7 protein-coding genes are annotated in these 11,471 nt (G+C 72.3%); 6 read left to right on the top strand and 1 reads right to left on the bottom strand.

Annotated features, from left to right (window positions below; translation table 11 throughout):
• Positions 1-95: 95 nt before the first annotated feature.
• From cobA to ABD811_RS25975, 6 genes are all read left to right on the top strand, one after another.
• Complete coding sequence (gene cobA / locus ABD811_RS26000) at positions 96-1,352, top strand: uroporphyrinogen-III C-methyltransferase (protein ID WP_344952700.1); 1,257 nt, start codon at positions 96-98, stop codon at positions 1,350-1,352.
• 64 nt (positions 1,353-1,416) lie between these two features.
• Positions 1,417-3,393 carry an AAA family ATPase gene (locus ABD811_RS25995; protein ID WP_344952698.1) on the top strand — a complete coding sequence of 659 codons (1,977 nt, stop codon included), beginning with the start codon at positions 1,417-1,419 and terminating at the stop codon, positions 3,391-3,393.
• Positions 3,390-5,087, top strand: coding sequence for a GTPase family protein (locus ABD811_RS25990; protein WP_344952696.1), 1,698 nt, complete (start codon positions 3,390-3,392; stop codon positions 5,085-5,087). The genes ABD811_RS25995 and ABD811_RS25990 overlap by 4 nt, the downstream gene beginning before the upstream one ends.
• A gap of 80 nt (positions 5,088-5,167) precedes the next feature.
• Positions 5,168-5,629, top strand: coding sequence for a single-stranded DNA-binding protein (locus ABD811_RS25985; RefSeq protein WP_344952694.1), 462 nt, complete (start codon positions 5,168-5,170; stop codon positions 5,627-5,629).
• 156 nt (positions 5,630-5,785) lie between these two features.
• Positions 5,786-5,980, top strand: a complete 195-nt coding sequence (locus ABD811_RS25980) for a hypothetical protein (protein ID WP_344952776.1) — start codon at positions 5,786-5,788, stop codon at positions 5,978-5,980.
• A gap of 699 nt (positions 5,981-6,679) precedes the next feature.
• A complete protein-coding gene (locus ABD811_RS25975) occupies positions 6,680-7,969 on the top strand; it encodes a GGDEF domain-containing protein (RefSeq protein WP_344952692.1) in 1,290 nt (429 codons plus the stop codon).
• 221 nt (positions 7,970-8,190) lie between these two features.
• Here the strand turns inward: ABD811_RS25975 and ettA are convergent, their stop codons facing one another.
• The gene (gene ettA, locus ABD811_RS25970) at positions 8,191-9,855 is read right to left on the bottom strand and encodes an energy-dependent translational throttle protein EttA (protein WP_344952690.1); all 1,665 of its coding nucleotides are present in this window, start codon (positions 9,853-9,855) and stop codon (positions 8,191-8,193) included.
• Between the last annotated feature and the right edge of the window lie 1,616 nt (positions 9,856-11,471).

Genomic DNA, 11,471 nt, shown 5'->3' with positions numbered 1-11,471 from the left:
ATGAGCACCTCAACCCGAGTACCTTTGGTCCACAAACACCCGTGTCCGTCACCGGCGTCCCGGAACGCCTGCCAAGCCCCGATCGAGAGAGCGACGTGCCCCCCTACCTGCTAGGACTGCGACTGAGCGGACGGAAGGTCCTCGTCGTCGGCGGGGGCCGGGTGGCGCAGCGCCGCGTCCCCGCGCTGCTGGCCGCGGGCGCCGCGGTGGAGCTGGTCGCCCCCGAGGTCACGCCGTCCCTCGAAGACCTGATCGACGCCAGGGGCGGGGACGGCGCCGGCCGGATCGTCTGGCACCGGCGCCCCTACCGCGACGGCGACTGCGCCGGCGCCTGGCTGGTGCAGGCCCTCACCGACGACGCCAAGGTCAACGCGGCCGTCGCCGCCGAGGCCGAGCGGACCCGCGTCTGGTGCGTGCGCGCCGACGACGCCGAGTCGTCCGCCGCCTGGACCCCGGCGTCCGGGCAGGTCGGCGACACCACCGTGGGCGTGCTGGCGGGCGGCGACCCGAGGCACGCGGCGGGCGTGCGCGACGCGATCGTCGACGGGCTGCGCGACGCCACCCTCGAAGCGCGGCACCACCGCCGCAAGCCGGTCGGGGTGGCGCTGGTCGGCGGCGGCCCCGGCGACCCCGGCCTGATCACCGTGCGGGGGCGGCAGCTGCTCGCCCAGGCCGACGTGGTGGTCACCGACCGGCTGGCCCCCCGTGAGCTGCTGGACGAGCTGCCCGCCGACACCGAGGTGATCGACGCCGCCAAGATCCCCTACGGGCGGACCGTCACCCAGGAGCGCATCAACGACTACCTGGTCGAGCACGCCCGGCAGGGCCGTTTCGTGGTGCGGCTCAAGGGCGGCGACCCGTTCGTGTTCGGCCGCGGCTTCGAGGAGGTGCTGCACTGCGCCCGGCACGGCATCCCGGTCACGGTCGTGCCCGGCATCACCAGCGCCGTGGCGGTGCCGTCGGCCGCGGGCATCCCGGTCACCCACCGCGGCGTCACCCAGGAGTTCCACGTGGTGTCGGCGCACGTGGCCCCGGACGACCCGGCGTCCACCGTCGACTGGTCCGCGCTGGGCCGCGCGACGGGCACCCTGGTGCTGCTCATGGCGGTGGAGCGGATGACGCTCATCGCCGAGACCCTCATACGCTATGGTCGGTCGTCCGGCACGCCCGTCGCCGTGATCCAGGAAGGCACCCTTCCGGGGCAGAAGGCGCTGACGGCCACGCTGGGCACGGTGGCCGGCGAGATGGCCGCGGCCGGGATCCGGCCGCCGGCGATCGTGGTCGTGGGCGACGTGGTGAACGTGGCACGAGAGATCGACATGATTCGAACGGACATGGGGCGGGATCCGTGACCAGGTACTTGACGGGAGATTCGGTCGGCCGCCTCTGGGCCGTGGCGCCCCGCCGGGGTGCCACGTGAGCGGCGCCGTGGGAGTCCCCGGCCGGCGCTCCGGGGAGGACGTCGCCGCCGAGGAGACCGCATCCTCGGCCGAGCCCGCCGCCCCCGCGGACACCGAACCGGGCGCGAAGGAGCCGGGCGACGCGACGTCCGATGACAAGGAGGACGCCCCCGCCACCGGCGACACGCCGCAGCCCCAGGACGCCTCCGCCGAGCAGGAGCAGCCCCTCCCGCCCGGTGCCGTGGACCTCTCCCAGACCGAGGCGCTGTCCGGCCGCGGGGCGTCGTCTCCCGCCCGGCGCCGCGGGACGGTGCGCCAGGGCGAGCTGACACGCGCCCTGCGCGCCCTGCGCGACCAGCTCGGCGCCTTCGAACTGGTCCTGGACGTGCCCGGCGTCGAGGAGGCCCGCGAGGCCCGGCTCGACATCCGCAACCAGCTCGACGACTACGTGCTGCCCCGCGTCCAGGCCGCCGGCACCCCCATGCTGGTCGTCCTCGGCGGCTCCACCGGCGCGGGCAAGTCCACCCTCGTCAACACGCTCGTCGGGTCCCGCGTCAGCGCCACCGGAGTGCTGCGCCCCACCACCAGCAGCCCCATCCTGGTGTGCCACCCCGACCACGCCCAGTGGTTCCTGGAGGGGCCGCTGCTGCCCGGCATGGGCCGCGTCCCCGGACCCGCGCCCGACGCCATCGCCGGCGACCAGCTCGTCATCATCTCCAGCGACGCGCTGCCGCCCGGCCTGGCCCTGCTCGACAGCCCCGACTTCGACTCGGTCTTCGAGGACCACTACGAGTTCGCCACCAAGCTGATGGCGGCCGCCGACGTGTGGCTGTGCGTCACCACCGCCGCCCGCTACGCCGACGCCATGGTGTGGCAGATGCTGCAGCGCGCCCGCGACAACGGCGCCACCGTCGGCGTCGTGCTGTCGCGGGTGCCGCAGGGCGCCGGCGCCGAGGTCGTCGACCACTTCGCCGAGATGCTCGCCGAGCAGGGCGTCGGCGACGCGCGCCGCTTCACCATCCCCGAGACCCGCGTCGAGGAGTCCCGGCTGCCCGAGGAGACCATCGAGGACCTGCGCGAATGGCTGGTCGGCGTGGCCGAGGACGCCGAGGGCCGCCACATCGTCATCGAGGACACCCTCGCCGGCGTCCTCGACAGCTTCCGCACCCGCGTCCCCGAGCTGGCCAAGCACGTCGAGACGCAGGTCGAGCAGCGCGCCGAGCTGGCGCGGCTGGTCGAGACGGCGTACTCCACCGCCCTCGCCGAACTGGACGAGGCCACCCGCAACGGCTCGCTGCTGCGCGGCGAGGTGCTGGCCCGCTGGCAGGACTTCGCGGGCACCGGCGACCTGCTGCGCTCCCTGCACGTGCGCGGCCGCGGCGCGCGGCGCTCCAACCGGCGGCGCAAGGGCAACCCCACCCGGGTGCGCGCCCTCAAGAGCGCCCTGCGCGCCGGGCTGGAGTCGCTGATCCAGTCGTCGGCCGAGCACGCCGCCGAGCAGGTCATCGCCCGCTGGCGCGAACACCCCGCGGGCGGCCACGTGCTGGCCGGCCCCGCCGCCGACATGGGGCACGCCTCGCCCGAGCTGTCGCGCCGCATCACCCGCGCCGTCAGCGCCTGGCAGGACCACGTACACGAGCTGGTCCGCACCGAGGGCGTCACCAAACGCTCGGTCGCCAAGCTCGTCTCGTTCGACACCGAGGCCCTGTCGCTGGTGCTGACGATCGGGCTGCTCGGCTACGGCACGTCCGACGTCGCCGTCGAGGGCGGCACCAGCGCCGTGCCGCAGCGGCTGCTCAAGGCGCTGTTCGGGGCCGAGTCGCTGCGCGGCATGGGCGCCAAGGCCCGCGCCGACCTGCGCAGCCGCATCGGGATGCTGTTCGACGAGGAGGCCATCCGCTTCGGGCAGGCGCTCGACGCGGCCGGCATCCCCGACGAGACCGTCCCCGTCCAGCTCTACCAGGCCACCTACGACCTTGAGGTTGCCCGATGACCACCTCGGCGATCCCCGTGAACCCGTCGCCGGGCTCCGGCGCGACGCCGCCCGCCTCCGGTTCCGCCGCCGAACCGGAGCAGGCCGCGGCCCCCGCGCTGACCGAACGGCTCGACCACCTCGACGCGCTCGTGCGTCTCGGCACCGGCCGGCTCGACCAGCCGCTGCTGGACGAGGCGCGGGTCCTGCTCGACCGCGCCGGCCAGCGGCTGCGGCTGTCCGGCGAGCACACCGTCGTCACCCTCGCCGGCGGCACCGGCAGCGGCAAGTCGTCGCTGTTCAACGCCATCTGCGGGCTGGAGTTGTCGCCCACCGGCATGCGCCGCCCCATGACGTCGCGCGCGCACGCCTGCGTGTGGGGCCTGGACGGCGCCGGCCCGCTGCTCGACTGGCTCGACGTCGACAAGCGGCACCGCTACGCCCGCGCCAGCGCCCTCGACCTGGAACGCGCCGACAGCTCCCTGCAGGGCCTGGTGCTGCTCGACCTGCCCGACCACGACTCCATCCAGGCCGTGCACCGCGCCGAGGTCGACCGGTTCGTCACCATCGCCGACCTGCTGGTGTGGGTCGTCGACCCGCAGAAGTACGCCGACGCCGCCCTGCACCGCGACTACATCGTCCCGTTCGCCCGGCACGCGGGCGTCACCCTGATCGTGCTCAACCAGGTCGACCGGCTGCAGCCCGGCGAGGTCGACGACTGCGTGGCCGACCTGCGCCGCCTACTGGAGGCCGAGGGCCTGGCCGACCCGCGCATCATCACCACCTCCGCGGTGCGCGAGGAGGGCGTGCGCGATTTCCGGGACGTCCTGGTCGACACCGTCGCCGCCCGCCGCGCCCGCACCGAACGCCTCGCCGCCGACATCGACCGGCTCGCCGAGCGGTTCGCCGCCCACCGTCCGCCCGCCGACATCCCGTCCGGCGTCGACCCGGCCCGCCGCGACGAGCTCGTCCAGGCCCTCACCGACGCCGCCGGGGCGCCCGCCGTCGCCGAGGCCATGGAGAGCGCCTACGAGCTGCGCGCCGCCGACTTCGTGGGCTGGCCGGTCCAGGCCCTGGTGACGCGGCTGCGCAGCGACCCGCTGCGCCGCATGCGCCTCACCGAGCTGCGCGAGGAACTGCGCGGCGCCTTCACCGGCCCGATCGGCGCCCAGCAGGGCGACGTCGACACCGCCCTGCAGGGCGTCACCGACGGCGTCACCGCCGACCTGCCCGACCCCTTCGCCCGCTCCGTGCGCGCCGCCGCCCGCTCCCAGGCCGGCGAGCTGCCCGAGGCGCTCGGCGTCGCGGTCCGCGAGGCGCTGCCCACCTTCAACCAGGTGCCGCGCTGGTGGTGGCTGGTCAAGACCTGGCAGTACTTCCTGGTGCTGGTGAGCGTGCTCGGGGTGGCCTGGATCGTCCTGCTGGTGGTGTACGGCGCGGCCGGGGGCGAGTCGTCCAACCCGCTCGTCGGCGAGGCGGGTCTGATCCCGTACGTGGCGGTCCTGGTGGTGTGCACCCTCGGCATGGGAGCGCTCACCTCGTCGGCCTGCCGGAACCTGGTGGCGCTGTCGTCCGCCCGGCACGGCGACCGCATGGAAGAGCACATGCGCGAACGCATCACCAAGGTCGCCGAGTCCAAGGTCCTGGCCCCGGTGGCCGCCGAACTGGAGCTGTGCACCGAGTTCCGCGCCCACGTCGACGCGGTCCAGAGCTGAGTTATCCACAATCGCTCGGCGCCCTTCTCCCGCCGGCTGCGCTCCGCGACGCTGGAGTGACAGCCCGAGAGGAGGCCACGTTGAACGAGGCGCACATCACCGTGATCGGCTGGGTCGCCGCCGACCCGTACTACACCGTCACCGCCAACGGCACCCCGTTCCTGTCGTTACGGGTCGCCTGCACGCCGCGCCGCTACGACCGCGAGACCAGCCAGTGGCAGGATCTTGACACCATGTTCCTGACGGTGAACTGCTGGCGGCACCTCGCCGACAACGTCAACGGCTCGGACCTGCGACGCGGCCAGCCCATCGTGGTCACCGGCCGCCTGCGCATACGCCAGTACGAGAGGGACGGCCAGTGGCGGTTCTCCGCCGAGATCGAGGCCAGCACGCTCGGCCACGACCTCAACCGAGGCACCGCCGAGTTCCGCCCCGTCCACCGCGGCGGCGCCCTCACCGACGACGACCGCCGCGAGGCCCAGGAGGTCGCCGACCAGTGGGCCCTGGGCGGCGCCGACGAGCCCACCGCCGAAGCCGCCTGACCCGGCGGGACGGATTCCCGACGGCTTTCCGACGGTCCCGGTCACGTCCCCGCCGGGGCCGTCGGCATATCCCGGACATGCATGGCCGGAAGTCGCCGCGGGAAGTCCGGGACGGCCGATAGGACAGGTGCCGTTTCTTCGAGTCGAAAGGCACCCATGGGCCTTTCCGACCATCTGAAGCGACTCCAGCGGCGCGACGATCGGGGCGCCCGCCACCGCCGCGGCGACCACCGCGACTACATGGGCTCCCACGACGCCCCCAGCACCCTCCTAGGCGTCGCCGTCCTCGGCTACGACAACCAACTGGTGGAGGTGGAGGCCGTAGCAGTCCTCCCCACCGCCACCACCTGACCCGCCCACCCTCCGCAGCAGGACACCTCCCGGCGTTGGCGCACAGCAGCGCAGCGATGCCCGCCGCAGTGACCGAGACGCGGGCGCGGCTCTCCCAGCAAGGGCGGCGGAGCCTGTCGTTCCTGGTACAGCCGGGCCCCTGCCCGCTCGATCCCCTTGACGTGCATCAAGGCGGGGCTTGAAGGAATTCCGCTCTCCACCTGCCGTAGCCCGGCGATGACGGCTCATTGTGTGATCTAGGTGGCGGCTTCGGGAGCAGTGGCAAATATGTACCCGCGAACTCGCGGTCGAGATTCTTGGGCCGTAACGAGTTCCGGGTTTCTGTGGCGCCTTCATCGATGCCGTTCTTGGGTGGCGTGACGGCTGGGGAAACGCGAGCGGCGGAAGGTACCGCCGAGGGCCGGGGACAGGGGAGTGGTGCGGGTCTTGGGCCAGATCGCGGGGCTGGCGGGGTGTCGATCTGCCTCGTGGGCGCCGGGCAGTGCCATGCCGCCGGTGTGGGCGGCGGGCTCAGATCCAGGAAACGCCGCGCATGATTCCTTCCCCCTCCTGAGGATGCCGGGGAGAGCGAGTTCGCTGCTCCGACCGCGGGTGCCGTATCGTCTCGCCGCTTCCGCGTAACCGAAGGTACCGGTTTCCAACCCGCACCGCACACGTTGCAATTATCGTGTTACACAACGTGATGCATTGGGGGGAAGGATGACGGCAGTGCAGTCGTCCGCCGAGGATCGTGGTGGGGAACTGGCGCCCACGCCGCGACGAGCAGCGCTGTCGGGGCGTCCGTCCCTGCTGGCGGTCTACGTGTCGGGGGTCGTCACCCTTCACCTGGCGCTGGCCGTGGCGGGAGTGCTGAGCACCCCCCTCCGCCTCTACGATCTGGTCACCTTCACGGCGCTGCTGGTCTGCGGCGCGGTCTGCATCGAGGCGTCCCGCCGCCTGGGCATGCCCGCCGGGGTGGGGCGGGACCTGCTGTCGGCGTGGTGGCTGCCGGTCGCGCTGCTGCTGCCGCCGGTGTACGTGCTGCTGATCCCGATCCCGTTGCAGTTGCTGTTGCACTTCCGCGTCCGGCGCACCCTGCTCTACCGCAGGGTCATGGTGACCTCCGCGCTCGCGCTGGCGGGGGCGTGCGCGTCGGTGCTGTTCCACCTCGCCGTGCCCGAACCGCTGGTCCACGGCGCCGCGTGGGTGATCGACGGGTATCCCGGCATCCCCCTGGCGATCGGGTGCGCCGCGCTGTTCACAGTGATCAACATCGCGTTGGTGGCGATCGCGGCGTACACGGCCAACCCCGAGAGCCGTTGGCGGGAGGTGCTGTGGAACCGCGAGAACCTGCTGCTGGACGTGGTGGAACTGTGCGTCGGCGTGATCGTGGCGATCAACAGCGCCCTGTCGCTGTCGCTGCTGTTGCTGGCCCTGCCGCCCGTCGTCCTCCTGCAGCGCAGCCTGATGCACCAGCAGTTGCAGGCCGCGGCCCGCACCGACGCCAAGACGGGCCTGCTGAACGCGGCGGCGTGGCAGCGTGAGGCCGACACCGAACTGTCCCGGGCCCAGCGCACCCACGAGCCGCTGGCGCTGCTGCTGATCGACATCGACTACTTCAAGCGGGTGAACGACACCCATGGTCATCTGGTCGGCGACCAGGTACTGATCGGCGTCGCCAGCACGCTGTGCAACCAGCTGCGCGACTACGACGTGGTCGGCAGGTTCGGCGGCGAGGAGTTCGTCGTGCTGTTGCCGGGCGCCGACACCGTGGAGGCGTGCCGGGTCGCCGAACGCCTGCGCGGACGGGTGCGCCGGCTGGCCGTCCCCGCCGAGGAGGGCACGGTCGGCGTGACGATCTCGGTGGGGGTGGCGCTGTTCCGCATGCACGGCGAGGACCTGATCGAACTCCTGGCGGCGGCGGACCTCGCCCTGTACCGCGCCAAGCAGTCCGGCCGCGACCGCGTGTGCCTCCCAGCCGTGGACGGCCCCAAGGCCCCCGAAGCCTGACCCCGGCGGGCGGACACGCCTCCGTCGGTGCCCCAGGAACCACTCAGGCGCCGCGCCCCCGGGCAGACGCGTGCCGGCGCACGGCTCCGCCATGCCCCCGGCGTCACCACGGCCACATGTCGTCATGGCCGTAACCCGCGTGGGGCGCGGCTCAGGGCGATGACGGGGGTGGCACAAATGTGCCCCGTCCGCCGCCTGGCGGACGGGGCACATCCGGCCGATCAGTCGCGGGTGAGCTTGCGGTGGGTGACGCGGTGCGGGCGGGCCGCCTCGGCGCCCAGGCGCTCGATCTTGTTCTTCTCGTAGTCGGCGAAGTTGCCCTCGAACCAGAACCAGCTCGAACCCTCTTCCCAGGCCAGGATGTGGGTCGCGATCCGGTCCAGGAACCACCGGTCGTGCGAGGTGATCACGGCGCAGCCGGGGAACTCCAGCAGCGCGTTCTCCAGCGAGCTGAGCGTCTCGGTGTCCAGGTCGTTGGTCGGCTCGTCCAGCAGCAGCACGTTGCCGCCGATCTTGAGCGTGAGCGCCAGGTTCAGCCGGTTGCGCTCACCGCCCGACAGCACGCCCGCGGGCTTCTGCTGGTCCGGGCCCTTGAAGCCGAACGCCGCCACGTACGCCCGCGAGGGCATCTCCACCTGGCCGACCTTGATGTGGTCGAGGCCGTCGGAGACCACCTGCCAGACGGTCTTGTTCGGGTCGATGCCGCCGCGGCTCTGGTCCACGTACGACACCTCGACCGTCTCGCCGACCCGCAGGGCGCCGGAGTCGGGCTGCTCCTCGCCGACGATCATCCGGAACAGCGTGGTCTTGCCGACGCCGTTCGGGCCGATCACACCGACGATGCCGTTGGGCGGCAGGTTGAACGACAGGTTCTCCATGAGCAGCCGGTCGCCGAACCCCTTGGTCAGGCCGTCCGCGACGATCACGGTGTTGCCCAGGCGCGGGCCCGGCGGGATCTGGATCTCCTCGAAGTCCAGCTTGCGGGTCTTGGACGCCTCGGCGGCCATCTCCTCGTACCGCTGCAGACGGGCCTTGCTCTTGGCCTGGCGCGCCTTGGGGTTGGAGCGGACCCACTCCAGTTCTTCCTGCAGGCGCTTCTTGCGCTTGGCGTCCTTGTTGCCCTCGACCTTGAGGCGCTCGGCCTTCTTCTCCAGGTAGGTCGAGTAGTTGCCCTCGTAGGGGTAGCAGCGGCCGCGGTCGAGCTCGAGGATCCAGGTGGCCACGTTGTCGAGGAAGTACCGGTCGTGGGTGACGGCCAGGACCGTCCCCTCGTACTTCTCCAGGTACCCCTCCAGCCACTGCACGCTCTCGGCGTCGAGGTGGTTGGTGGGCTCGTCCAGCAGCAGGAGGTCGGGGGCCTCCAGCAGCAGCTTGCACAGCGCGACGCGGCGGCGCTCACCACCCGACAGCTTGGTCACGTCGGCGTCCGGCGGCGGGCAGCGCAGCGCGTCCATGGCCTGCTCGAGCTGGCTGTCCAGGTCCCAGGCGTTGCGATGGTCGAGCTGCTCCTGCAGCTTGCCCATCTCCTCCATCAGCTCGTCGGAGTAGTCCGTCGCCATCTTCTCGGCGATCTCGTTGAACCGGTCGAGCATCGCCTTGGTCTCGGCCACGCCCTCCTCGACGTTGCCGAGGACGGTCTTCGCCTCGTTCAGCGGCGGCTCCTGCTGCAGCATCCCGACCGTGTACCCGGGCATCAGCCGCGCCTCGCCGTTGGACGGCTGCTCCAGACCGGCCATCATCCGCAGCAGCGTGGACTTGCCGGTCCCGTTCGGCCCCAGCACGCCGATCTTGGCGCCGGGCAGGAAGTGCAGGGTGACGTCGTCCAGGACGACCTTGTCGCCATGTGCCTTACGCACACGCTGCATCGTGTAGATGTACTCGGCCATATCGTCAAGCCTAGGGGGTTCCGCACACCGTTCGTTGCAGCGTCAGCAGGCTTCCAGCCCCCATCCCCACCAGCAGAACCACAACCCGCTGATCCCCCCACCCCCAAAACCCCAAACGGCAACTCCAACCCCATCCCAACCCCTACCAGAAAAGCCCCCGCCCCCCGACGCCACAGACCGCGTCGCGCCACGCCCCGATGCGCCGCGCCCCGATGCGCCACGCTCCGATGCGGCATGCCACGGCGTCGCTTGACGCGCCGAGGGACCGATCGACACGGCCCCGCACGGCGCGCCCAGACAGCCCACCCGTCCCGGGTGCGGCGGACGGTGGCGGCGGCCGTCTGCGGGACGTTGCGGCAGCGGGTGAGTTCCTAGGCCCGGCCTGACACGAGCGAACCGACGCGCCCCTGGGCGATCCACCCCGCCACGGCGTGACCACCCCCAACGGGGCCAGGCGCAAGGCGAGCCGCCACGGCACGGCCCGGCCTGACGCGATGTAATCCGAGCGACGCGCGCGGGCCGATGCAACACCGCTCAAACCCAAGCAGCCCCGCGCGGCGCGGCCGACCCGACGCCCGATGCGGCACGCCCCGATGCGGCACGCCACGGCGTTGCCTGACGCGCCGAGAAACCGATCGACACGGCCCCGCACGGCGCGCCCAGACAGCCCAACCGTCCCGGGTGCCGCGGACGGTGGCGGCGGCCGTCTGCGGGACGTTGCGGCAGCGGGTGAGTTCCTAGGCCCGGCCTGACACGAGCGAACCGACGCGCCCCTGGGCGATCCGCTCCGCCACGGCGTGACCACCCTCGACAGGGCCAGGCGCAAGACGAGCTGCCACGGCACGGCCCGGCCTGACGCGACGTGATCCGAGCGACGCGCGCGGGCCGATGCAGCACCACTCAAACCCAAGTGGCCCGTGCGGCGCGGCCGACCTGACGCCCGATGCGGCCCGTCGCGGCCTGACTCGATACGACAAGGCGCGACCTGCCCGAGCCCCCGGATGCGGCCGACGCGTCCCGGCCCGACATAACTCAAGGTGGCGCGGGCCCCTCGGCGCCACGACGCGGCGCGGTCTGGCGCGGCGCGAGCAGGTTTCATGTGGCTCGGCTCGACGGTGGGAGCAGGCGTGGCGCGGTTTGGGCGGTATTAACGACCAAGTGGCTTAGCTGTCGCGCGCGGCCATTTCTGCGACACGTGATCACCGTTGCCACCGCGCCGCGCCGAATCCTGACCCGCCGTCTGCGCACAGGACTGGGCGCCGCTGGTCTGGATGAACGTTGGCCTTTGTTCATCGTGGACGGTGGTGTGGGCGCCGCTGGCCGCGCAGGTGGTCATGGAAACGCGGCGGACTCGACCTCAGTACGCCTGCCCGGCCCTGCCGCCCCATCACCTCGGGCTGCATGGCGCGGGGACAGCAACAGCACCTCACAGCAGCACACCGCGCGCAAGGGCGCATCGGCTGGTCGGCTGCCAGGTTGTCGAAGTCGCCGGCGTGCGTGAGGCTCCGGAGGACGTGTTCCACGCGGGGATCGAGTCTCGGCACGGCGCCCAGACTCGGTTCCAGGGCGGTGCGCAGGCATGCCGGGTCGGCCGGCTGATCGGCGGTGGGGCCGAG

Source organism: Actinomadura miaoliensis, from assembly GCF_039536785.1.
In the GTDB taxonomy this organism is placed as follows: Bacteria; Actinomycetota; Actinomycetes; order Streptosporangiales; family Streptosporangiaceae; genus Spirillospora; species Spirillospora miaoliensis.
This window is presented reverse-complemented; position numbering and strand designations above follow the sequence as displayed.

Bases quoted from the DNA above. Each gene is read 5' to 3' on its own strand.
- ABD811_RS25980 (WP_344952776.1), top strand. From the start codon at position 5,786: ATGGGCCTTTCCGACCATCTGAAGCGACTCCAGCGGCGCGACGATCGG.
- ABD811_RS25975 (WP_344952692.1), top strand. From the start codon at position 6,680: ATGACGGCAGTGCAGTCGTCCGCCGAGGATCGTGGTGGGGAACTGGCG.
- ABD811_RS25990 (WP_344952696.1), top strand. From the start codon at position 3,390: ATGACCACCTCGGCGATCCCCGTGAACCCGTCGCCGGGCTCCGGCGCG.
- ettA (WP_344952690.1), bottom strand. From the start codon at position 9,855: ATGGCCGAGTACATCTACACGATGCAGCGTGTGCGTAAGGCACATGGC.